The following is a 22,668-nucleotide window of genomic DNA, read 5'->3' as shown; positions in this document are numbered from 1 at the left end:
TAATGGGGTATATAATGATAAAAATAAAAGCTATGAAAAGAAGAGTAGTTATGAATTAGTACACAGAGAGTTTCCATTTGGTGAAAGGAAATTATGAAGTCATAATGAAACAAGTCTTGGAGCTTCATACGGATCTTATGATAACTAAAATTATAAGTGATGCTATGACGTTTGTTCGCGTTACAGAACTAGAGTATGATTCAACCTAAAATTAAAAGGAAGATGGTGTACTTGAAGAGTCTAAAATGGTGACATTTTAGAAAATAAGGGTGGCAATCACGAAATAGAATTTTCGTCCCTGTAGAAATTAAATTTTCTACAGGGGCTTTTTTATTGCAAAAAATAGTTATAAAGGAGAGTGTGTTATGTTAAATAAGAGATTAGGAAAAGATGAAAGACCAGTGTTTCCAAAGAAAGCTGTAATAACAGCTGGTATGCCTTATGGAAATAAAAATCTTCATTTTGGGCATGTTGGAGGAATGTTTATTCATGCAGATATATTTGCAAGATTTTTAAGAGATAGAATTGGAAAAGAAAATGTTATTTTTGTATCAGGAACAGATTGCTATGGTTCACCTATCCTCGAAAGCTACAGAAAATTAAAGGAAGATGGATATAAAAATACAATGGAGGAGTATGTTAAAATAAATCATTTAAATCAAAAGAAAACCCTTGAGAATTATGATATTAGTTTAAATATTTTTGGAGCCTCAGCCCTTGGAAAAACAGGAGAATTTCATGATCAAACATCAGAGGACATATTTAATACTTTATTTAAAAATGGTTATATAAAAAAGATGTCAGCATTGCAATTTTATGATGAAGACAAGAAAACCTTTCTTAATGGAAGACAAGTAACTGGAAAGTGTCCAATAGCTGGTTGTAATTCTGATAAAGCATATGCAGAAGAATGTTCTTTAGGACATCAATATATGTCATCAGAATTAATTAATCCTATCAGTACTCTATCAGGAAAGAAACCTATATTAAAAAGTGTAGATAATTGGTATTTTATATTGGAAGATTCCATGGATATTATGAAGGAACTTAATGATTTCTTGAAGAATAACACAAATAGAAGAAAATATGAAATTAAAGCTATAGATGAATTCTTAAAGAAACCTTTAATCCATGTTCCAAGAAAATATATTAATGATATTAATGAATTAGAAGCTAAATTTCCAAAACATGAAACTATAGATGAAGAGAAAAAGTCTTCAGTTGCCTTCATTTTTGAAGAACTAGAAGATAGAGATAAAGCTAAAAAAATATTAGACAGTTTAAATATTAACTACACCAGTGGTAAAACCTTAGTTCCATTTAGACTATCAGGAAATATTACTTGGGGTGTAAAAGTACCAGATAAAGATGAGTTAAAAAATCTAACTTTTTGGGTGTGGCCTGAATCTTTATGGGCACCAATTTCTTTTATAAAAGCATACTTAGACTCAATAGGAGTGAATCCTGAAGAATGGCGTAATTGGTGGGAAGATGAGAATTCTATTGTATATCAATTTATAGGTGAAGATAATATTTATTTCTATTCCATAGCTGAAATGGCAATTTTAATTGGTTTAAAGATAACTAAAGGAGAAGAAGTTGATATTACTAAGGTTAAGTTGCCTCACATTGTACCAAACAAACACATTTTGTTCATGGATAAAAAAGCAAGTAGTAGCTCTGATGTTAAGCCTCCAATGGCAGATGAATTGTTAAATTATTATACAAAAGATCAATTAAGAATGCATTTTATGAGCTTAGGATTATCTTCAAAAAGTGTTGGATTTAAGCCACAAGTTTATATGAAAGAAGAAGAAAAGGTAGGAGCAGATTCAGTATTAAAAGAAGGTAATCTATTAACAAATGTATTTAATAGACTTATTCGTTCATGTTTTTACACTTTACAAAGTTTAAATGAAGAGATTCCAAAAGAAGAAACCAGTGAAAAAATTAAAGAATTAACTAAAAAAACAGTGTTAGAATATGAAAAGCACATGTATAATCAAGATTTTCATAGGATAGCATATGTACTTGATGATTATATAAGGGAGATAAATAAGCATTGGGCTAAGAATATTAAAATAGAAGAATTAAAAAGAAAAGTTCTAGCAGATTGTTTTTATGCTTGTAAAGTTATAGCAATATTAATTCATCCCATAGCACCAGATGGTTGTGAAATGTTTAGGGATTACCTAAATATTGATGATGAATTATGGAATTGGGATAAGATATTTGAGCCTATTGATTCTTATTTTGAAGATGTAGAATCACATAAATTTAAATTTTTAGAACCCAAGGTAGATTTCTTTAAGAAAATGGAATACCAATATTAGGGAAAATCAAAAAAGGGGAGATGGTTGAATGAAAAGAATAACTTTAATGTGTGCTGGGGGCATGTCATCAAGTTTATTAGAAACAAAGGTTAGGGCAGCTATTGAAAAGATGGGAGTAGAGTGTACAGTAAAAGCTGTTGGGTATTCTGTGATGGATAGGTATTTTGATAAAACAGATGTGTTTTTATTGGCACCACAAGTAAGATATCAATTGAAAAGACTAGAGGAAGTTTGTAATGAAAAAGGGATACCTATAGCAGCTATGAATCCTATAGATTATGGAAGAATGAATGGAGAGGCAATACTCAAGCAGGCTTTAAGTATTTTAAATATTAATGAAAATATTATATAAAATCAATTAGAGAGTTACCTAAAAAATGTAACTCTCTTTTTATATAAACAAGTATTATATTACAAAATTAAAATGACAAAAATGCAATAAGACATAAAATTGTAGTTACAATTGCAAATACTGTAACTATCTTAGTTTCATGCCAGCCATACAATTCAAATGAATGATGAACTGGAGCCATCTTAAAAACACGTTTTCTAAATAATTTATATGACACTATTTGAATCAATGCAGACAGAGTTTCTATAACATAGATGCCTCCAACAATTGCAACAATAATTGGATTTCTAAGTATGATTGCCACTGTTGCCACAGCCCCCCCAAGAGCTAATGAACCAGTATCACCCATAAAAATCTTCGCAGGATAAGAATTATATCTTATGAAGCCTAGTAAAGCTCCAGATAAGCATCCACAAAAGATAGATAAGGAAATATGTCCCATCATAAAACTTGTCATAGTAAAAAATGTCATTACAAGCAAAGTGACTGTTGTTGCAAGACCATCTAATCCATCAGTCAAATTTACTGCATTGGTTGTAGCAACATAATAAAATATAATAAATGGTATATAAAGAATCTTTAGGTTCAGGACTATTGAGGTAAATGGAATTACAATTAATGAGCCAATTGAAGGATCATTATATGAATAAAAGGCAAAAATACTTGAGACAAATATTAATAATATCATTTTCTGAAGGGGAGTTAACCCTTCATTATCTTTATGTAATTTCTTTAAAAAGTCATCTAAAAAACCTATAAATCCAAAAGCTATAAAAGCACATAATGCAAATAGAGTTTCCTTATTAATTTGCTTTGAATAAATTAAAACTACAATTGTAGTTGATAAAATAAATATAATGCCTCCAAATGTAGGTGTGCCAGCCTTTTTAAGATGAGTTTGTGGGCCATCCTTTCTAATATTTTGGCCTAATTTTAATTTTTTTAAAAGTGGAATAGCAATCCAACCAATCAATAAAGATGTTAAAAAACTTAGTAATACTGTATAAATGATAATATCCATAAAAACCTCTTTCACCAGTTTTAGATTAAATTTAATTAAATGAAATATTTACATTTCATAACTAATTGTTATACTAAAATATTTATTTAGATAAATCTATAGTTATGTATTAATATAAAATTTTATTGAAAATTATATAATTTGAATTGAATATAATTCAACTCTTCTTACTATTTGTGTCTTTTTAACAATATATGGTATAATAATTAAACTTAAACTTTAGCCTGATTAAATTTGGACAATTCATTTTTAAAGGAGGATTTATGAATAAAAAAATATTATTAACTACTCTAGCTATTATGAGTAGTTTTATAGTGGGTTGTAGTAATAAAGAAAACAAACAGCCACTTTCAAATGATACAACTTCACAAGAAAGTGATGAACAATTAAGCTCTAATATTGATAATACATCAGAAAACAATAATGCTGTTATAAAATCCAATGAGAGTAGCCGTACCCAGAATGCTACTTCAACATTAAAAAATGAAGAATCATTTTATGGAAATTGGGTTATAGAAAAAGCTATAGGATATTCTAAAGGAGGAACTTATAGCCAAAAAGATATAAAAAAATTAGTAGGAAAAAAACTAAGCTTTTCGAAAGAGAAATCAAGTTCTTTTGGAGATGATGTAAGTTATCTAAATAATATTGTGAAAAATCCAAATTACAAAAAGTCAAATGTTACTCCAAATGAATTTGAAACGAATTTTCGTGCATCTGTAAGAGCTTTAGCTATAAATAGCAAAAATATAACAGAGATTGAAGTAGTGGATGATAAAGGATCTTCATCATGTACATTTTTTATAAAGGATAATAACACATTGATACTCTATGGTGGTGGAACTTTTTTTCAACTTAATAGAGCAAAATAGATAAATTAGAAATAATAAAATCCACTAATTAGAGCTATAAAAAAAGTAGAGAAATAAATCTCTACTTTTTTATTTTATTAAATCATCTAATCCATTAACTGTAGTTTGTTCATCTTCATTAATAGGAATAACTATGCACTTTTGTCCATCAATTATTTGAGATTTTATTTGAGGTATTTTTTCAGGTTTAACTTGAAGTATAACATCATATAAAGAAGTAATATCTTCCTCATCTGAATCTACAGCAACTTGTTGTGTAACTTCTTCTAATTTATTTTGAAGTTTTTCAACTTGCTTTTTAAGTGTCACTTCTTTTTGGCGTTGCTCATTATTTTTAAGTGCTCTAGTATCCAATAGATTTTCAGCCAAAGGAATATCATCACCAAAACTTTCTTCATAGGACTGTTCAATCTTAGTAGTGATTTCTTCAGGAATACCACTTTCTATTAATAGATTTTGAACAACTTCCTTTGTTAATGTTATAGGTTCAGCATCTGTATCATCATATATAGAATTATGTTCATCTATCATAGTATTAAGATTTTCTTGGATGTCCATAAAAATCTCTTCTGCCTTTTCTTCATTCTCCATAAAATGATCCTTAACAATTAACTGGAATGATTCTTTTTGTATTGCAGCAGTTTGTTTTTCATTACAACCTAATACATATTCCATCATTTCAGGATGTGTATCCTTAGGATTTTTTGTGTAATACATAACAGAGTTAACATCTGTGCTACGATCAACAAAAGCAGGGAATATAAATCCATTTGCTGGAGCTCCCACCCCCCAATCACGAACTCTAGCCTTTATTCTATTCTCTTCATCAAAGTAACTAAGTCCTGGACTTGCAAGTGTAACAGGGCATATTGCACATAATATATATTCATATACCTCTTCAGATTCGTCTAGTTTTCCATTATCAGTAGTTTTAGTAATTATATCATAAGCATCATGGAATATAATTATTAGAAAATTACCAGTATAATCATAGCTTTCTATAACAGAATTATAAAATTCATCAAGTAATTCATCATCCTTTAATCCACTTTTTTTAAGTTTCATAAGAAAAGATTGCTTTTCATTAAGAAAATCTTCATTTAGTGGGAAGTTAAGTTTTAAAATATTATTTCCAATAGTTCCTGACATAACTTTCTTAGCTATTTCTAAATATTTAAAATATTCATCTTCCTCTAGATTTAGAAAAGTTTCTCTAAATTTTAAGAGAACATTTTTTTCTCCATTAACATAACATCCACACATTTTTGTGAAGGTACAATGGTCTTTTTTTAATCGTTTTTTTAATTCTAGAATATCTTTTTTTCTCATATATATAAACTCCTCATCATGTTTTTATAAGCATTAATTTATATATTAACATTATTAAGTATAGTATTTTTTTCTAAATTATTAAAGTGTTTAATTATTATAAAATTTTTTCAATAGTATTAGAGGAATAAAGTAATAACAAAAATTAGATTACAATATGTCTTTATGGTAATATGTATAATAGGAGAGTGATAGAAGGAATATGAGTGATTTATTGTATAAGTTGTTAGTATTTATAATACCATTAGGATTAGGAGAATTTATTTATTTAAAAATGGATAGGAAATATGATGTAACAAATAGGATAAGTAAAAAGCTTCCAATTCAAGACAAATGGAAAGCTCTATTTTGTTTTTCTTGTGTATTTATAATAATGCTAGTTATTTGGATAATTGATATATCGTACACTATATCAAGCATAGTAAATGGATTTTTAGCAGGTATAGGAATTATAATGTCAAATAAAATGTCAATAAAAACAAATAGATTTTAATTATTTTTTATTAAAGAAAATGTATATTTGTTTTTGTATTTTTATAACAAGTTATAAAGGAGTTGGTTTTATGAAAAGTATTATAAACGAAAGTAAGGTGGCTTATTACTTAAATTAAATTTGAAAGTATTAATCTGCCTATATTTTCAAGAGCTGATTTTTTTGAATTGAAAGGTGGAAAATAAATGAATTTTAAAAATTTGCACACAAATAGATTAACATTAATACCTATTACATTAGAAATAACAAAATCATTAATAGCGGGAAGTAGTAAAGAGATTGAGGAGCTTGGAATTAAATGTGATAAAAAATGGCCTACAGAAGATACAATGGATATTTTGCCTATTATAAGAAACTCATTAGAAGAAAGTAAAACTCCAACTGGATTTGAAACTTGGATGATTGTAGATACAGTTAATAAAAAAGTAATTGGAGATATAGGTTTTCATGGAAGGCCTGATAAAAATGGACAAGTAGAAGTTGGATTTGGATTAGTTGAACATGAAAGAGGAAAAGGATTTGGAGTGGAAGCTTTAAATTCTATTATGAATTGGTTGAATGATCAAGAGAGTGTTAATATTATTAAGGCTGAATGTTTGATTGATAATAAACCGTCTGCTACAATATTAAAAAAAGCAGGATTTAAAGAGGTTAATAGAGATGATGAACTAATTTACTGGGAACTTATTAAATCAGTATCTTAGTTAGGGACAATCAAAAGATAGGTAATTCAAAAATGGATTACCTATTTTTTAAATAAAATCGTACTTTTAAATTTTTATAATTCATCTTCAATAGACTGCAAAGCAGCTTGTTCTCCATGGATTAATGTAGTATCAAACAATGGTGTTTTTGTGTCTTTTTGCTTTATTAGTAATCCAATTTCTGTGCAACCTAATATAACTCCTTCAGCACCTTGCTTGTCTAATTTATCTATAATATTTAGATAAATTTGTTTGGAGTGTTCAGATATAATCCCTAAACATAATTCATCATAAATAATTGAATTTATAAGGTTTATGTCTTCTATATTAGGTATTAGTACTTCAATTCCATTTTCAATTAATTTAGATTTATAAAAATCTTGCTCCATTGTATATTTTGTTCCCATTAGTCCAATCTTTTTAATACCTTTTTTCTTTAATTCTTGTGCAGTTGCTTTTGCAATATGCAGTATTGGAATATTAATGTTTTCTTTAATTGTGTCTACTACTTTATGCATAGTATTAGTGCATATAACTATAAATTCTGCACCTGCTTTTTCTAAGCTTTGTGCTGCTTCTGATAAAATTTGTGCACTTTTTTCCCAATTCCCACTTGATTGACATATTTCAATTTCATGAAAATCAACACTATATAATAAACATTTTGCTGAATGTAATCCTCCAAGTTGCTCTTTTATAACCTTGTTCAAAACTTGATAATAGGTGACAGTGCTTTCCCAGCTCATTCCACCAATTAGTCCAATTGTTTTCATTTCTCTTTTCCCCCAATTATTTTAATATATGATATTATATATGCATAATAAAATTTTAACATATGTTGAATTAATAAACATAAAAACAGTATAATAACTAAAATATTATTTGAAAGGGAGAGAATAAATGGAATATGGAATAGCATTAATATTCATGATTATTGGTTTTATATTTGGTAAATTAGTTATGGATAAATCAGCTAAAAATTATGATAGGGATATAGTATTACTTGCAATATTTTTCTTTGTTTTTGGAGCAGAAACAGCAATATTTTCAACTGTTGGTTTTAAAATAACTCTTCAAAATTCAGTAACACCTTTTCTTATGGGTGTTGTGGTAAGAAGATATTTATATAATCTTATATACAAAAGAAGTAAAAATTAAGAGCATTTTAGAATATTCATTTAAGATTAAATTTATAGTATAATATTTTTTGAGATATAAAATGATGTTAAGCTATAAATGCAAATATGATAATAGATAAGGAACATAAAGATATGACTATAGAATTAGAAAAGTATTACAACAAATTTTGTGAAGATAAAAGATTAACAAGAAGGCATGGACAAGTTGAATACATAACTTCTATGAAGTATATTCACGATTTTCTAGAAGATAAACCAAATGCAAAGATCCTTGATGTTGGAGCTGGTACAGGTAGATATTCAGTACAGTTAGCAAATGAAGGATATGATGTAACTGCAATTGAACTTGTAAAACACAATCTTGGTGTTTTAAAGTCAAAAAAGAGTTCAGTAAAAGCAATGCAAGGAACAGCTTTAGATTTATCAAGATTTTCAGAAAATACTTTTGATATGACTTTGGTTTTTGGACCAATGTATCATTTGTATAAATTTGAAGATAAGGTAAAAGCTCTTCAAGAAGCGAAAAGGGTAACAAAAGTAGGTGGGATTATATTAGTAGCTTATTGTATGAATGAGTACAGTGTATTAACATATGGATTTAAAGAAAATAATATTCGTGCAAGTATTGATAATGGAAAACTTACTGAAGATTTTCATGTTATATCAGAGCCAGAAGATTTATATGACTATGTAAGGCTTGAAGATATAGATAAAATAGATGAAGCAACAGGCATAAAAAGAATTAAAATAATTGCAGCAGATGGTCCAGCTAATTATATGAGACCTATTTTAAATGCTATGGATGAAGATTCATTTAAATTATTTATAAAATATCATTTAACTACATGTGAAAGACCAGATTTGCTTGGTGCTAGTGCACATACATTAGATATTTTAAGAAAAGAATAATAGGCTTTTAAATTAATTGTTCCATTGGTTATTGATAATTATGAAGCAGAAGAATGGTTCAAAATAGAAGTAGCTTTAGATGAAAACGAAACAATTATATATATAATAAACAATATATAGGTGGAGTTGTCCACCTATATTAATTTATGTTTTGATATTACCAAGATTCATAATGGACTATATCTTCAAGTTTTTTTCTTGGACGAGATTTAGGAGTTTCAGCAGGGTACCCCAATGTTATAACTCCAACTACATATTTATCAGATGGTATATTCAATACTGGTCTAATTTCTTCTTGAGTAAATTCAGCAACCCAGCAAACACCTAAGCCTAAATTATTTGCTTGCAGAAGCATATAGCCTGTTGAAATTGATGTATCTCGAATTATTCGTTTTACATCATCTTGTGGACTATTATCATCAATTGATATGTCTTCTTTTATTCTGCATTTTATATCTGCTATACTTACAATAAAAACAGGAGCTGTCATCATCCATTTTTGATTATGAGAAGATTCCATTATTTTTTGTTTCATATTTTCAGATTTCACAACAATATAATTCCATGGTTGAGTGTTATTTCCTGATGGAGATAACCTTCCACTTTCTAATATTTCAGTTATTTTTTCATCTTCAACTAGTTTGTTAGTATACTTTCTTATACTTCTACGCATTTCAATTTCTTTAATCATCTATCTATTCTCCTATTTTAAAATATCATAATACATATTATGTGTTTATTACTTATGTCAATATAAGCATATATTGGTCATTATAACATACTCATAGTAAATTAATTCTGTAATTCAACACATTTCTATGCTAGAATATAATCAAAATTCGACATTTGGGAGGGACAAATTTGGACTTAAAGGAAAAAATAAAAAAACTTCCTTCTTCACCAGGAGTATACTTTATGAAGGATTCTTTAGGTACTATTATTTATGTAGGAAAATCTAAAAATCTAAAAAGTAGAGTTGGATCGTATTTTGCAAACTCAAAGTCACACTCCACAAAGGTACAAAAATTAGTTAGAAACCTTAAAGATTTTGATCACACATTAACAGATACAGAATTTGAAGCATTGCTACTTGAATGTAAGTGTATAAAAGAAATTAAACCAATATATAATAGGTTAATGAAAAGTCCCAAAAGTTATTGTTATATAAAAATAAAGATTAATGAAAGATATCCAAACATTGAAATTTGTAATCAGCTAGATAGCTCTGATAAGAATCTTTATTTTGGTCCATATACTAATAAAAATACTGTAGAAAAAGGTCTTAATGCAATAAAGGATCATCTTAAAATTTTGTGTGCAAATAGTGCTAAAAATGCTTCTGGGTGCCTAATGTATCAAAAAAAATTATGTATTGGTATGTGTACAACTAATCCAACTAAAGAGTATTACTTTTATTTAATTGAAAAAATCATAAATCTTCTTAGTGGTAAGGATGTTGATATAATAAAAGAAATAGAAGATGAAATGAATAAAGCTGCTATAAATTTTGATTTTGAACTAGCAGCTAAATATAGAGATTATATAAAATTAGTCAGGCACTTTATAAATTATGCAGAAATTACTAATTTTATAGAATCAAATAAAAATATAGTTTTAATGGAACACCTAAATGATGAAGAAATAAAAGTTTTCTTGATAAGATATAATAAAGTAATCTTCAGTAAGATTTATAAACTTAGCAATTTTACTAAGAGTGAAATAAAATATATATTAAAAAGTGAAATAGTGACTAACTTTACTGAGGTATCAAAAAGAGAAACAAATATTGGTAAAGATGAAATAGATGAAGTCAACATAATATACAATTATTTAAAAAGTAAAAATACAGCTTGTAAATATATAGCTATAAAGGATTCATGGTTAGAGAATGTAGAAGATTTAAATGTAATTGATAAGTTTGTAAATACTAATATTAATTAATATAATAAGTCAATGTTTCAAATTAAGAGGCATTGATTTTTTTATATCTCACTAAAAGTAACTATTAGGAAAATATGAAAATTAATATATAATTTGGTATAATGAAGTTGTATTATAAATAAGTAAAGTGAGGGGTTACAATGACAGAAAGAGAAAAAATGTTAGCTGGAGAATTATATGATTGTGGAGATGAAGAACTATTAAAACAATGGTATAAAGCAAAAAAATTAATAAGAACTTATAACCAATTAGATTATGAAGAAAAAGAAAAACAAGATGAAATATTAAATGATCTTTTAGGTTCAAGAGGAGAAAAATTATGGATTACAGCTCCGTTCTATGTTGATTATGGTAATAATATTTATATAGGAAATAATTGTGAAATTAATATGAATTGTACTTTTTTAGATTGCAATAAAATTACAATTGGAAATAATGCTCTTATTGCACCAAATGTACAAATTTATACTGTTTTTCACCCAACAAATGCAACAGAAAGATTTAACTTTAATGAAAATGGTTCATTTTCATTTTGTAAATCATTAACAGCACCAGTTACTATAGGTGATAATGTTTGGATTGGAGGAGGCAGCATCATTTTGCCAGGTGTAATTATTGGAAATAATGTTACAATTGGTGCAGGTAGCGTTGTGACAAAATCAATTCCTGACAATAAGGTTGCTTATGGAAATCCATGCAAAGTTATAAGGGAAAATAATTAAATTAGAAATAGATTACAAGAGTGAGGAAATAAAGTGATTTAAGTTATATTAAAAATAAACTAATTTGCAACAATAAATCCAATATAGTCCCTTTTATAAAAATAAAATATGAAATTATAAATAAATTCAACAAAAAAAGAATATATAAATAGGGGAAAAAGATAAAAAATAAATGGAATATTTTACTTTAATTTGTATATATGGTGTGCTAGTATAAGGATACCTTATAACAAAGGTGATACAAAACATTAAAAAATGAAAAACGGGGGGAAATAAAATGAAAACAAAAAAACTGATAGTTACACTATCATTAATGGTATTGGTAAGTAGTTTACCATCAAAATCAGTTTTTGCTGCAAGTCCAAATTTAATTGACACATTGCAACCAAAGACAGAAATTACCACAAATTCTTTAGATTTTGATTTTAGAACAGTTGACAATCAAGAAGTAAAGATACCAGATGAAAGTAAAGTTCAAAACTTCACAAAGGAAAATAATGTTCAAGTAAAAAGTGATGTAGCTTCAGGATATGAACAAACAAAGGAAATAGCAGAACAAAAAGCTTCAGTTTTAGCTACTAACACCTATGGCGGGACAAGCGTGCAATATGCATTAATAGACAATGGAAAAATTGTTCTATCTGGTAATGCAGGGGTATATTCAAAAGATAGCAATAAAGCAATAACTGCTGAGAATATGTATGGTATAGGTTCTGTTAGTAAAATGTTTGTAACAACAGCAGTAATGAAATTAGTAGATCAAGGTAAAATTGATCTAGATGCTCCAGTAATCAAATATATTAAAGAGTTTAAAATGGCAGATGATAGATATAAAAACATTACAGTTAGAATGCTTTTAAATCACTCATCAGGTTTAATGGGATCAAGCCTTTCTAATGCAATGCTCTTTAATGATAATGATACCTATGCACATGATACATTTTTAACTGAATTAAAAACACAAAGATTAAAAGCTGATCCTGGTGCTTATTCTGTATATTGTAATGATGGGTTTACTCTTGCTGAAATTTTAGTAGAACATGTAACAGGTGATAGTTATACAAACTATATAACAAAGAATATTACTAATCCTTTAAAGATGAATGATACAAAAACACCTAATAGTAAATTTGATAAGGACAAGCTTTGCAAAACATATTATACAGGAATACAAAATGCATTACCTGTAGATACACTAAATGTACTAGGTGCAGGTGGAATTTATTCAAGTGCAGAAGATTTATGTAAATTTGCGACAACATTTACTAATAATTCAAATAAAATTCTTTCAGATAATTCTTTAAAAGCAATGAAAAATAAGGAATATTTAAAAGGTATTTGGCCTGTTGGTGAAGATGGCGAATTAAGTTATGGATTAGGTTGGGATAATGTAAATCTTTATCCTTTTAATCAATACAATATTAAAGCATTATCAAAAGGTGGAGATACTGAACTTTATCATAGTAGCCTAATTGTTTTACCAGATAAAAATATGGCTATGGCCATAGTAAGTTCAGGTGGATCAAGTTCAACAGATGAAATAATGGCTCAAGAAGTTCTCCTTGCTGCATTGAAAGAAAAAGGAGATATAAATAATATAATACCAGATAAGACTTTCGTTGAACCTGAAAAAGTTGCTATACCATCAGAGATGAAACAATATGAGGGGGTATATATATCAGCATCATTAGGATTTTTAGATGTTAAGATTGATGAAACAGGGACATTAAGTTATTCAGATCCTCGAATACCAAATGATGTTGTAAAAACTCTTACTTATACAAAAGATGGTACTTTTAAAAGTAGTAATGGATCACAAAGTGTTAAATTTGTAAAAGAATCAAATGGAGAAATATATATTCAAAATTTAGGATATCAAACTGCACCAGGTTTAGGCCAAATAGCTAATAATGATTATATAGCTCAAAAAGAGGATATCAATAAAATACCAGAAAATATTTCTAAAACTTGGCAAAATAGAGCAGGAAAAATATACTTTTTAGCAAATGAAAAATATTCTTCAGAAGTGTACATGCTTGGATGTCCTATTACACAAGTTGGATTTTCAAAGGGATTTGAAGGATATTTAGGTATGAATAAAATAGTTGATGAAAATTCAGCAATTGGTATAATGAATGGACCAGGTATGATGTCCAGAGATCAATTTGATTATAAATTTTATAATAAGGATAATCATGAATATTTTGCAGCAGATGGACAAATATTTGTAGATGATTCTGATGTATCAACATTACCAACAAAAGATAAATTTAAATGCAAAATTGGTAAAGATGGATACACTCAATGGTATAAAATTGGTGAAGAATCAGCTAATAAAGAAATAACTGTAGATATACCTAAAGATGCTGGTTTTGTTGTTTATAATAGTGATTATACATTAGCAAATGATTCTGTAATTTCAGGAGATAATAAAGTTACATTACCTAAAGGCGGAATAATAGGATTTATAGGTAGTGCAAAAGCTAAATTTACTATACATTATAATTAATAAGCAGAATTTCAAACCTAGAAAGTCCTTGCATAGTTAATTTATGCAAGGCTTTTTCTAATACAAATAAGAAATTTGATTATATCGATCCATAAAAGAATCAGGAAGTTTCTTATCAGAAATAATATAATCTAGGTCAGAAACTGTACCTACCTTAAATGGAGCAATAGAGGAAAAACGATTATGAGGACATAAAAATATTTTTTCTTTTGAATGGGACAACATCATTTTGCGAATGGTTGTCTCATTTTCATTTGAATCAGTTATAATTCCATCCTCTGAAAAAGCAGCAGATGTAAAAAATATCATATCAGTATATATGTTTTTTAGCATATCTAAAGCAAATGATCCCATTGTAATAACATCATTGCAATCAGAAACTAAACCACCTAAGCAATAAGTTGTTATATGCTTAGAAGCAAGCAGATGAGCTAATTGAATATTATTTGTGAAAATAGTTAAATTCATATCAGCTGTTAAAAAATTTGAAAAATTTAGTGCAGTTGTTGAACTATCAATAAAAATAGATGATCCATGATTAATAAGCTTGGAAGCTATTTTGACAATAGCTATTTTCTCACGTTTATTCTCTTGAATTCTCATAGAAAATGGAGCCATTCCTGGTTGAGCATTTAGAAGAGAAACTCCACCATGAGTTCTTTTAACTAGTCCTTGATTTTCTAATTTGGTCAAATCTCTACGTATGCTTGAAGTACTTATAAAAAGTTTTTCAGATAAATAATCTACTGTAACAAAAGTTGTTTTATCTAATATTTTCATAATTTCTTTTTCTCTTTGAATATTGCTCATTAATCTTGCCTCTTTTTGCTTATTCAATGCTCATTTATGATTGTTTTTCAAGTTTGGCGCCATATATTGACCAAATGAGCATTATTTATTATTATACTCTCATAAACTGGAAATGGAAAGCAGGTATAATCTATGAAAAATGTAATATTAGATGTAGATGGAACACTGTGGGATACCACAGAAGTTGTAGCTAAAGCTTGGAACAGAGCAATTCTTGAAAATGGAACATCAGTGGTAGCTGTTAATTCAGCTATACTTAAAGAACAATTTGGTAAAACAATGAATGTAATAGCAAATAATTTATTCCATGATACTGATAATGAAAATAGGGAAAATTTAATGAAGAAATGCTGTCAATATGAGCATGATGATATAAGAGAAACTCAAAAAACTATGTTATATCCAAATGTAAAAGAAACTATAAAAAAGCTATCAGAAAAATGTGGCGTATTTATAGTTAGTAATTGTCAATCTGGATATATTGAATTATTTATGAAAAAGGCAGGGATAGAAGGATATATTACAGACTATGAATGTTTTGGAAATACAGGTTTAACTAAAGGAGAAAACATAAAATTAGTGGTAGAAAGAAATAACTTAACTGATGTTATGTATGTTGGTGATACCTTGGGTGACTATGAAGCAGCAAAAATTTCAGATGTTCCTTTTGTATTTGCAAAATATGGCTTTGGAACAGTAGAAAATTTTTATCATGAGATAAATGAGATAAAAGAATTATTAGATTTATGTGAGGATGTGTAAATATGAAAGTAGATTTAGAACGTTTTTTAGGAGAATGTAGTTGTGGACATGCACATAATATATCAGTTAAAAACATTTTTATAGAAGAAAATGCCAGCAAATATTTGAATGAAATTTTAAAGTCATATAAATGTCCTGTCTTTATTTGTGATTCAAATACTAAAAAAGCAACCGAAGAAATTTTAAATAATTACTTTGAAAAAAATAAGACAATTGAGTTGGTAGGTGAAAATATACATGCTGATAATTTTAATGTTGAATATATAAAAGAAAGATTAGTGTATGAAGCAGATATTTTGATTGCTGTTGGATCAGGTACAATTCATGATTTAAGTAGATATGTTGCATTCCAGAAAAAGATACCTTTTGTATCTATCCCTACAGCAGCTAGTGTAGATGGCTTTGTTTCTACAGTGGCTGCTATGACATGGAATGGGATGAAGAAAACTTTTCCGGCAAAAGCTCCTATATATGTACTGGCAGATACTAATATTTTTAGCAAGGCACCTTATAGATTAACAGCATCAGGAATATCTGATTTAATGGGTAAATATACAGCTTTAACAGATTGGAAAATTTCTAACATTGTTACTCAGGAATATTTTTGCCAAAGAATATATGACTTAGAAATGGAAGCAGTTAAGGAAGTAGAGCATATTCTTAAAGAAATAAAGTTTGGTGATAGGAAATGTATAGAAAAGTTAATGTATGCTCTTATTTTATCTGGATTAGCAATGCAGATGATTGGAAATTCTAGACCTGCATCTGGGGCAGAACATCATATTTCACATCTTTGGGAAATGAGTGTAATTAATAAACATATTGATGCATTACATGGAGAAAAAGTTTCAGTAGGTTTAATTTTAAGTTTAGAAAAATATGAAGGGATACTTAAAAGTATTGAGAGTGATGAGTGTAAAGTTGTTGATAATTCTGAATTTGAAATAGAACTTCTTGAGGATACCTTTAGTAAAAATGGTTTGTATGAAGAGATTATAAAAGAAAATGGTGATAATATTTTAAAATCTGTTAATTTAAATGTATTAGAGGATAAGCTTGAAGAAATTGCTGTAGAGCTTAGAAAATTACCATCAAGTGAAGGGATAAAAGAAAAGTTAAAAAGTGCAGGTTGTATAACTTTAATGGAAGAATTAAAATTGCCTGATATTAAAGAACTTACATTAATACTAAGTCCATATGTACGAAGAAGATTAACTTTAATGAGAATTTCAAAACTTTTTTGTGGGAGTAGGGAATATTAGTTGGACTAATAGTTTGATAAAAGAAGAACTTTGAATTCGATTTATAAAAGAATAATTTAAAATGTAGTTGTTAAGGGAGAATAAAACGCAAGAAATGGCGAATATCCTCCATTTTTAGATAATTTAGTGTGTCTATTTAATATTTTGGCTAAATATGCTTGAAAAACCAAGGTATACGTTTACAGAATAATTTGTTATAATTTAGGTAAACATACACAAACATTAATATTATTTTAAAATAACATTTTATATGACATCAAAATATTACTACTTTGTAATAAGTAAAAACTTGCTTTAAGTAGATTATTAAATAACAAGGAGGAGAGGAATATGAACAAGAAAATAAAAAAGATAGTTACTACTATATTGTCAGTTGGAATTCTGGGGGTTTTTGGTTTTGCTGGTAAAGCAAATGCTGCAGTTGCATGGAATTCAAATCAGCAGTATGGGTCTTGGAATAATGGTGGATACACTATATATAATGATGTATGGGGTGCAGGTGCAGGAGTACAAACTATCTGGGCCAATTCCTATAGCAATTGGGGAGTTTGGGCAAATCATCCTAATACAGATGGAATAAAATCATATCCTAATGTATCAAAAACTATAAATAAAAATATAAGTTCTATAAGTACATTATCAAGTTCGTTTAATGTTACTGTTCCTAAAAGTGGAACATCTATGGAAACAGCTTATGATATATGGGTAGGAAATAATGCTCATGAAATCATGTTATGGATGAATCAATATGGTTCAGTAAAGCCTATTTCATATAACTATAATGCACAAGGAAATCCTATTCCGGTTTATAGTAATGTAAAAGTTGGTGGCCATACATGGAATGTATATAGAGGGAATAATCGTGCAAACATGGTATATTCATTTGTAAGAACTAGCAATACAAATTCTGGCACTGTAGATGTGAAGGCTATACTTAATTGGATTAAAAATACCCCAAAATGGTTTGGTGATTTAACAGTTGGACAAGTTCAATTTGGTTATGAAATTACGTCAAGCTATAACAATGGTAGTGGATATAATTTCTATACTAATAGCTATTCATTAACTTCAAAATAATATTTAAATTAATGTTATGTAAGAAGATGTTATTTTTTGATTTTAAGATTTGTTTGTTATGTGTTAAATAATGACTTACAGAAAGTACAGACCTCACAAGTAATTTGGTTGATGTAGGTATAGTATTTTTTATACTTTAGAATTGGATTAGACATTTATATAATTAATAAAAATTTCAAATAATCATTTTAGAGACTGTATAATAATGATTTTTATCCTTATTATGCAGTCTCTTCTTATATAAAATGTTTAATAATCAATCTAAAATACTATACAAAATATAAAATGTTATATAAAATAGATATGAATTACTTAGGATGAGGAGTTTAGCATATGAAATATTATTTTGCACCACTACATGGTGTCACTGGATATATATATAGAAATGCACATAGAAGCTTTTTTGGACAAGTGGATAAATACTTTACACCGTTCATTACCCCAACCAAAAATAAGGTTTTTACAACTAAAGAATTAAATGATATCTTGCCAGAGCATAATGAAGGAATAACTGTGATTCCACAGTTACTTACAAATAATGCAGAACATTTTATTTATACAGCAAATGAACTTATTAAATTTGGTTATACTGAACTAAATTTAAATTTAGGATGTCCATCAGGTACAGTTGTTTCAAAGGGAAAGGGTTCAGGCTTTCTTGCACATCAATATGAGTTAGATAAGTTTTTGAATCAAGTTTTTTCAGAAGTCAAAGCTAAAATTTCTATAAAGACAAGAATAGGTAGGGATACTCCTGATGAATTTTATGATCTTATTGAAATATATAATAAATATCCATTAGAAGAGCTTATAATTCATCCAAGAACAAGACAAGATTTTTATAAAAATGAACCAAATTTAGATATATTTAAAGATGGTCTAACTTTAAGTAAAAATCCTGTTTGTTATAACGGAAATATATATAATGCTGATGATTATAATGAACTTATTAAAAAATTCCCTGATTTAAGTTCAGTTATGCTAGGTAGAGGACTTATTGCAAATCCTGCATTAATAGAAGAAATAAATGGTGAACCTATTATAAATAGAGATTTGATGAGAGAATTTCATGAAAAAGTTTTTGGAGATTATAGAAAGGTTCTACCAGAAGATTTATCTGTATTATTTAAGATGAAAGAATTATGGTTTTATATGAGTAGAATGTTCCAAGAAAGCGATAAATATTTTAAAAAGATAAGAAGATCAGAAAGATTAAGTGATTATGAAATTATTGTATCAAAAGTTTTTCATGAGCTTGACATGGAGGAAAAGCTTTTATATAGATTTTAGTATCAATTAGGAGGCAAGGATATGGGATTATTTGGACCAAGCCAAAAAGAGATTTGGCAACAACTAGCTAAAGAAATTCAAGCTGATTATGTGAAAAAAGGATTTTGGGAAGGATATAGAGTTGAAGCACATGTAGATAATTGGGTTATTGTATTAGATACTTATACAGTACAGGTAGGAACTGCTCCAATAACATATACAAGAATTAGAGTGCCTTTTATAAACCTTGATAATTTCTATTTTAAAATATCTAAAAGAGGATTCTTTAATGGACTAGGTAAAATCTTAGGTATGAAGGATATTGAAATTGGTGATGAAAATTTTGATGAAGCTTTTACATTAAAAAGTAACAATGAAGAAAAGGCAAAACAACTGTTTGCAAATGAAAATATAAGAAGATTAATACAAAATCAATCTAAAATTAATCTTGAAATAAAAGATGATGAAGGCTTTTTTAAATCACGTTTTCCAAAAGGTGTTGATGAGCTTTATTTCGAAATTCCTGATGTCATAAAAGAGATAGACAGACTTAAAGATTTGTATGAGCTTTTTTCAGAAGTTTTAAAAGAGTTGTGTAACATTGGATTGGCAAGTGATGAAGAACCAAAAGTAGTTTTATAAGGTATAATTATAATGACTCATTAATGGTTGAAATCAGATAAATACTAAACTATAAGATTTTTAATATAGCCCTTGATATGTGTAAATATCAAGGGTTTTAATGTTAGAACGTTTTTGAATATTGTAATATACTTGTAATGAATTCAAAATTAGCACCTTGTTCAAGTATTACTATAGGTATATATATATCTAATTTTATATCAATTAAAATTAGATTGTTTAAATCAGACTCACTGATATTTGTTACAACATACTTATATAAGACACTATCACCAATTAGTACTTGTGGAAATGGCTGAGTGTTAGAATTAAACCAAGTAACACCCCCATCAATAGATAAATACTTAACTATATTAATGTTTGGATTTGTTGAAAAGTTTGAATCAGTATTACCTAAATTAAGATTTATAACCATAGTCTCTTGAGATGTTTCTGTAGTGACAGCAAAAAGAGAAGCATCTTCCATATTTCTTTCATCCTTTGCTTTATAAATTATATAGAAAGTTATCTATATTACATATTATGAAATTATGGAAAATCTGTTCATTTTATTGCTATTTTATTTGTTGAACTCTACCAACAACTCCACTTTCAATCATTACTTTGATACCACGAGGGTGTACTGCTGAATTCGTAAGTATTTTTTGAACTACACCTTCAGTTAATTTTCCAGAACGTTGGTCCTGCTTTTGCACAATCAATACTTTTGTACCAACATTTATATCTTTTCGTACTTTTCCATTCATAATATTAACTCCATTTCGTATATTTATTTAGCTTTACATTTGTTCAATTAAAAAATAACATGAGTTAATAAATCCCCATGTTATTTTTATATTATAAATTATAAAATTATAACAAGTTACATATTTAATGTTTTTCTTAATATTTTAACCTTATATTTTCTATTCATAATTTTGAAGAGCAGCTTTGCCTTCTTCATCAGTACTAATTCTTACTACATTTTGTACATCATAAACAAAAATTTTACCATCACCCATTTTTCCAGTTTTAAGAACTCTTTTTGCTGTTTCTATAACTAAATCTACAGGAATTTCACATACTATGATTTCTATTTTTAACTTTGGTAATAAATTTATATCAACAGGTACACCTCTATAGTATTCTTTATGTCCTTTTTGTACTCCACAACCTAAAACATTAGATACTGTCATTCCTTGTATGCCTATTTTGTTTAATTCATCTTTTAATTCTTCAAACTTACTTGTATTAGTTATAATATCAATTTTAGTCATTTTATCCATATAGTATTCATCCCCTTAAATTATATATTATTAATTCCATTATAAGCTTCTTCACCATGTAATGAAAGGTCTAGTCCAGAACTTTCTTCTTCTTTATCTGTTCTTAATTTAGTAACTAAGCTAATAAGTTTTAATATTAAAAATGTTACAACTCCAGCATATAAAGCGCATGAAAAAGCTGATATGATATTTACTTTAAGTAGTTCAAAACTTCCATAAAATAATCCATTAGCACCTGCTGGATTTACAGAAGTAGTAGAGAATAAACCAGTTGCTACAGCTCCCCATAATCCTGCAATTCCATGACATCCAAAAGCATCTAAAGCATCATCATAACCAAGTTTTCTTTTTAGGTAAACTATAGCTAAAAAGCTAACTACTCCTCCAATAAATCCTATAACAATTGAAGATAAAGGTGTAACAAAACCAGCGCTTTGAGTTATTGCAACTAAACCTGCAATCGACCCAGTTATTGCACCTAAAACTGTTGGTTTTTTATTAATTATCCATTCTAATATAATCCAAGAGATTCCACCAGCAGCTGCAGCTGTATTGGTTGTTAAGAATGCATTAACTGCAACTCCGTTTATAGCAAGTGCACTTCCAGCATTGAATCCAAACCAACCAAACCATAATAAACCGCCTCCAAGGATAGCCATTGGAATATGATGAGGATTTGGAACAGCTTTTTTTCTCTTTCCTATTACAATAGCTGTTATTAATCCTGATATACCAGAGTTAATTTCAACAACATTTCCTCCAGCAAAATCTAGAACACCTAAATTCTTAAGCCAACCACCATTGCCCCATACCCAGTGAGCAATAGGATCGTATACAAAAATACTCCATAAGATTATAAATAATACGAAGGCTCCAAATCTCATACGTTCAGCAAAAGAACCAGAAATAACTGCTACAGTTATAGCTGCAAACATCATTTGAAAAATTACAAAAAGTAAGTGAGGGATTGTTGTTGCATAATCACTATTAGGTTCTATCCCTATATTAGATAAGAAAGCCCAATCAAAACCCCCTATAATTCCATGAAAATCTGGCCCAAATACTAAAGAATAGCCTACCAAAATCCAAAGTACTGAGATTATAATTAATGATGTATAGCTATGCATTGTAGTACTTAACACATTTTTACTTCTAACAAGCCCCCCATAAAAAAGTGCTAAACCTGGTATCATAAGCATTACTAATGCAGCTGAAAAAATTATAAATCCCATATCTGCCCCATTTAAATTGTTCATT

General features: G+C 28.0%; 24 protein-coding genes and 1 other annotated feature. Of the genes, 15 read left to right on the top strand and 9 right to left on the bottom strand.

Translation table 11 applies throughout. The annotated features are described in order from the left end of the window. Positions 1–23: 23 nt before the first annotated feature. Positions 24–303, top strand: a binding site (T-box leader). Between the two features lie 62 nt (positions 304–365). Together NNC19_RS03420 and NNC19_RS03415 are read left to right on the top strand one after the other, a co-directional pair. Further along, positions 366–2,333, top strand: coding sequence for a class I tRNA ligase family protein (locus tag NNC19_RS03420; protein WP_310937204.1), 1,968 nt, complete (start codon positions 366–368; stop codon positions 2,331–2,333). Between the two features lie 28 nt (positions 2,334–2,361). After that, the gene (locus tag NNC19_RS03415; RefSeq protein ID WP_310937203.1) at positions 2,362–2,685 is read left to right on the top strand and encodes a PTS sugar transporter subunit IIB; all 324 of its coding nucleotides are present in this window, start codon (positions 2,362–2,364) and stop codon (positions 2,683–2,685) included. A gap of 67 nt (positions 2,686–2,752) precedes the next feature. On the opposite strand, the gene mraY is transcribed toward NNC19_RS03415, so the two are convergent. Then, positions 2,753–3,706 (bottom strand): phospho-N-acetylmuramoyl-pentapeptide-transferase, encoded by a 954-nt coding sequence (mraY, locus tag NNC19_RS03410; RefSeq protein ID WP_310937202.1) that lies wholly within the window; start codon positions 3,704–3,706, stop codon positions 2,753–2,755. 263 nt (positions 3,707–3,969) lie between these two features. On the opposite strand from mraY, the gene NNC19_RS03405 reads away from it, so the two are divergent. Then, positions 3,970–4,578 (top strand): hypothetical protein, encoded by a 609-nt coding sequence (locus NNC19_RS03405; RefSeq protein ID WP_310937201.1) that lies wholly within the window; start codon positions 3,970–3,972, stop codon positions 4,576–4,578. Between the two features lie 69 nt (positions 4,579–4,647). On the opposite strand, the gene NNC19_RS03400 is transcribed toward NNC19_RS03405, so the two are convergent. Then, the gene (locus NNC19_RS03400) at positions 4,648–5,907 is read right to left on the bottom strand and encodes a DUF4317 domain-containing protein (RefSeq protein WP_310937200.1); all 1,260 of its coding nucleotides are present in this window, start codon (positions 5,905–5,907) and stop codon (positions 4,648–4,650) included. Between the two features lie 202 nt (positions 5,908–6,109). Between NNC19_RS03400 and NNC19_RS03395 the strand changes: the two genes are divergently transcribed. Both NNC19_RS03395 and NNC19_RS03390 read left to right on the top strand, forming a co-directional pair. Then, a complete protein-coding gene (locus tag NNC19_RS03395; protein WP_310937199.1) occupies positions 6,110–6,400 on the top strand; it encodes a hypothetical protein in 291 nt (96 codons plus the stop codon). Between the two features lie 185 nt (positions 6,401–6,585). Next, a complete protein-coding gene (locus NNC19_RS03390) occupies positions 6,586–7,104 on the top strand; it encodes a GNAT family N-acetyltransferase (RefSeq protein ID WP_310937198.1) in 519 nt (172 codons plus the stop codon). Between the two features lie 74 nt (positions 7,105–7,178). Here NNC19_RS03390 and NNC19_RS03385 read toward each other — a convergent pair whose 3' ends face one another. After that, positions 7,179–7,877 carry an amino acid racemase gene (locus NNC19_RS03385; RefSeq protein WP_310937197.1) on the bottom strand — a complete coding sequence of 233 codons (699 nt, stop codon included), beginning with the start codon at positions 7,875–7,877 and terminating at the stop codon, positions 7,179–7,181. Between the two features lie 127 nt (positions 7,878–8,004). Here NNC19_RS03385 and NNC19_RS03380 point away from each other — a divergent pair, with 127 nt between their 5' ends. After that, positions 8,005–8,262 carry a hypothetical protein gene (locus tag NNC19_RS03380; RefSeq protein WP_310937196.1) on the top strand — a complete coding sequence of 86 codons (258 nt, stop codon included), beginning with the start codon at positions 8,005–8,007 and terminating at the stop codon, positions 8,260–8,262. A gap of 113 nt (positions 8,263–8,375) precedes the next feature. Beyond that, the gene (locus NNC19_RS03375; RefSeq protein WP_310937222.1) at positions 8,376–9,152 is read left to right on the top strand and encodes a methyltransferase domain-containing protein; all 777 of its coding nucleotides are present in this window, start codon (positions 8,376–8,378) and stop codon (positions 9,150–9,152) included. Between the two features lie 157 nt (positions 9,153–9,309). Here the strand turns inward: NNC19_RS03375 and NNC19_RS03370 are convergent, their stop codons facing one another. Continuing rightward, a complete protein-coding gene (locus NNC19_RS03370; protein WP_310937195.1) occupies positions 9,310–9,843 on the bottom strand; it encodes a nitroreductase family protein in 534 nt (177 codons plus the stop codon). Between the two features lie 170 nt (positions 9,844–10,013). On the opposite strand from NNC19_RS03370, the gene NNC19_RS03365 reads away from it, so the two are divergent. The 3 genes from NNC19_RS03365 (at position 10,014) to NNC19_RS03355 (ending at position 14,324) form a co-directional block, all read left to right on the top strand. Next, complete coding sequence (locus NNC19_RS03365; RefSeq protein ID WP_310937194.1) at positions 10,014–11,093, top strand: UvrB/UvrC motif-containing protein; 1,080 nt, start codon at positions 10,014–10,016, stop codon at positions 11,091–11,093. A 140-nt stretch (positions 11,094–11,233) separates the two neighbouring features. Then, positions 11,234–11,815: a sugar O-acetyltransferase gene (locus tag NNC19_RS03360; protein ID WP_310937193.1), complete on the top strand. Its 582-nt coding sequence runs from the start codon at positions 11,234–11,236 to the stop codon at positions 11,813–11,815. Between the two features lie 277 nt (positions 11,816–12,092). After that, positions 12,093–14,324 (top strand): serine hydrolase domain-containing protein, encoded by a 2,232-nt coding sequence (locus NNC19_RS03355; protein WP_310937192.1) that lies wholly within the window; start codon positions 12,093–12,095, stop codon positions 14,322–14,324. A 57-nt stretch (positions 14,325–14,381) separates the two neighbouring features. Here the strand turns inward: NNC19_RS03355 and NNC19_RS03350 are convergent, their stop codons facing one another. Next, positions 14,382–15,134 (bottom strand): DeoR/GlpR family DNA-binding transcription regulator, encoded by a 753-nt coding sequence (locus NNC19_RS03350; protein WP_310937191.1) that lies wholly within the window; start codon positions 15,132–15,134, stop codon positions 14,382–14,384. A 132-nt stretch (positions 15,135–15,266) separates the two neighbouring features. Between NNC19_RS03350 and NNC19_RS03345 the strand changes: the two genes are divergently transcribed. The 5 genes from NNC19_RS03345 (at position 15,267) to NNC19_RS03325 (ending at position 20,146) form a co-directional block, all read left to right on the top strand. After that, positions 15,267–15,896 (top strand): HAD family hydrolase, encoded by a 630-nt coding sequence (locus tag NNC19_RS03345; protein ID WP_310937190.1) that lies wholly within the window; start codon positions 15,267–15,269, stop codon positions 15,894–15,896. Positions 15,897–15,898: 2 nt separating this feature from the next. Next, positions 15,899–17,158, top strand: a complete 1,260-nt coding sequence (locus tag NNC19_RS03340; protein WP_310937189.1) for a sn-glycerol-1-phosphate dehydrogenase — start codon at positions 15,899–15,901, stop codon at positions 17,156–17,158. 330 nt (positions 17,159–17,488) lie between these two features. Further along, on the top strand, positions 17,489–18,235 hold the full coding sequence (locus tag NNC19_RS03335) for a GH12 family glycosyl hydrolase domain-containing protein (RefSeq protein ID WP_310937188.1): 747 nt from the start codon (positions 17,489–17,491) through the stop codon (positions 18,233–18,235). Positions 18,236–18,568: 333 nt separating this feature from the next. Beyond that, a complete protein-coding gene (locus tag NNC19_RS03330; RefSeq protein WP_310937187.1) occupies positions 18,569–19,525 on the top strand; it encodes a tRNA-dihydrouridine synthase family protein in 957 nt (318 codons plus the stop codon). 21 nt (positions 19,526–19,546) lie between these two features. Continuing rightward, the gene (locus tag NNC19_RS03325) at positions 19,547–20,146 is read left to right on the top strand and encodes a DUF3137 domain-containing protein (RefSeq protein WP_310937186.1); all 600 of its coding nucleotides are present in this window, start codon (positions 19,547–19,549) and stop codon (positions 20,144–20,146) included. Positions 20,147–20,249: 103 nt separating this feature from the next. Here NNC19_RS03325 and NNC19_RS03320 read toward each other — a convergent pair whose 3' ends face one another. From NNC19_RS03320 to NNC19_RS03305, 4 genes are all read right to left on the bottom strand, one after another. Further along, on the bottom strand, positions 20,250–20,612 hold the full coding sequence (locus NNC19_RS03320) for a hypothetical protein (RefSeq protein WP_310937185.1): 363 nt from the start codon (positions 20,610–20,612) through the stop codon (positions 20,250–20,252). A gap of 88 nt (positions 20,613–20,700) precedes the next feature. Next, positions 20,701–20,892: a YwbE family protein gene (locus NNC19_RS03315; protein WP_310937184.1), complete on the bottom strand. Its 192-nt coding sequence runs from the start codon at positions 20,890–20,892 to the stop codon at positions 20,701–20,703. 159 nt (positions 20,893–21,051) lie between these two features. Then, the gene (locus NNC19_RS03310; protein ID WP_310937183.1) at positions 21,052–21,411 is read right to left on the bottom strand and encodes a P-II family nitrogen regulator; all 360 of its coding nucleotides are present in this window, start codon (positions 21,409–21,411) and stop codon (positions 21,052–21,054) included. 20 nt (positions 21,412–21,431) lie between these two features. Further along, positions 21,432–22,667, bottom strand: coding sequence for an ammonium transporter (locus NNC19_RS03305; protein ID WP_310937182.1), 1,236 nt, complete (start codon positions 22,665–22,667; stop codon positions 21,432–21,434). Between the last annotated feature and the right edge of the window lies 1 nt (position 22,668).

This window comes from Clostridium sp. SHJSY1 (assembly GCF_031626875.1).
Classification (GTDB): domain Bacteria; phylum Bacillota; class Clostridia; order Clostridiales; family Clostridiaceae; genus Clostridium.
The sequence above is the reverse complement of the archived record's forward strand: the minus strand, read 5'-3'. Positions and strand labels throughout refer to the sequence as shown.

Bases quoted from the DNA above. Each gene is read 5' to 3' on its own strand.
- NNC19_RS03420 (WP_310937204.1), top strand. From the start codon at position 366: ATGTTAAATAAGAGATTAGGAAAAGATGAAAGACCAGTGTTTCCAAAG.
- NNC19_RS03415 (WP_310937203.1), top strand. From the start codon at position 2,362: ATGAAAAGAATAACTTTAATGTGTGCTGGGGGCATGTCATCAAGTTTA.
- mraY (WP_310937202.1), bottom strand. From the start codon at position 3,706: ATGGATATTATCATTTATACAGTATTACTAAGTTTTTTAACATCTTTA.
- NNC19_RS03405 (WP_310937201.1), top strand. From the start codon at position 3,970: ATGAATAAAAAAATATTATTAACTACTCTAGCTATTATGAGTAGTTTT.
- NNC19_RS03400 (WP_310937200.1), bottom strand. From the start codon at position 5,907: ATGAGAAAAAAAGATATTCTAGAATTAAAAAAACGATTAAAAAAAGAC.
- NNC19_RS03395 (WP_310937199.1), top strand. From the start codon at position 6,110: ATGAGTGATTTATTGTATAAGTTGTTAGTATTTATAATACCATTAGGA.
- NNC19_RS03390 (WP_310937198.1), top strand. From the start codon at position 6,586: ATGAATTTTAAAAATTTGCACACAAATAGATTAACATTAATACCTATT.
- NNC19_RS03385 (WP_310937197.1), bottom strand. From the start codon at position 7,877: ATGAAAACAATTGGACTAATTGGTGGAATGAGCTGGGAAAGCACTGTC.
- NNC19_RS03380 (WP_310937196.1), top strand. From the start codon at position 8,005: ATGGAATATGGAATAGCATTAATATTCATGATTATTGGTTTTATATTT.
- NNC19_RS03375 (WP_310937222.1), top strand. From the start codon at position 8,376: ATGACTATAGAATTAGAAAAGTATTACAACAAATTTTGTGAAGATAAA.
- NNC19_RS03370 (WP_310937195.1), bottom strand. From the start codon at position 9,843: ATGATTAAAGAAATTGAAATGCGTAGAAGTATAAGAAAGTATACTAAC.
- NNC19_RS03360 (WP_310937193.1), top strand. From the start codon at position 11,234: ATGACAGAAAGAGAAAAAATGTTAGCTGGAGAATTATATGATTGTGGA.
- NNC19_RS03355 (WP_310937192.1), top strand. From the start codon at position 12,093: ATGAAAACAAAAAAACTGATAGTTACACTATCATTAATGGTATTGGTA.
- NNC19_RS03350 (WP_310937191.1), bottom strand. From the start codon at position 15,134: ATGAGCAATATTCAAAGAGAAAAAGAAATTATGAAAATATTAGATAAA.
- NNC19_RS03345 (WP_310937190.1), top strand. From the start codon at position 15,267: ATGAAAAATGTAATATTAGATGTAGATGGAACACTGTGGGATACCACA.
- NNC19_RS03340 (WP_310937189.1), top strand. From the start codon at position 15,899: ATGAAAGTAGATTTAGAACGTTTTTTAGGAGAATGTAGTTGTGGACAT.
- NNC19_RS03335 (WP_310937188.1), top strand. From the start codon at position 17,489: ATGAACAAGAAAATAAAAAAGATAGTTACTACTATATTGTCAGTTGGA.
- NNC19_RS03330 (WP_310937187.1), top strand. From the start codon at position 18,569: ATGAAATATTATTTTGCACCACTACATGGTGTCACTGGATATATATAT.
- NNC19_RS03325 (WP_310937186.1), top strand. From the start codon at position 19,547: ATGGGATTATTTGGACCAAGCCAAAAAGAGATTTGGCAACAACTAGCT.
- NNC19_RS03320 (WP_310937185.1), bottom strand. From the start codon at position 20,612: ATGGAAGATGCTTCTCTTTTTGCTGTCACTACAGAAACATCTCAAGAG.
- NNC19_RS03315 (WP_310937184.1), bottom strand. From the start codon at position 20,892: ATGAATGGAAAAGTACGAAAAGATATAAATGTTGGTACAAAAGTATTG.
- NNC19_RS03310 (WP_310937183.1), bottom strand. From the start codon at position 21,411: ATGGATAAAATGACTAAAATTGATATTATAACTAATACAAGTAAGTTT.
- NNC19_RS03305 (WP_310937182.1), bottom strand. From the start codon at position 22,667: ATGAACAATTTAAATGGGGCAGATATGGGATTTATAATTTTTTCAGCT.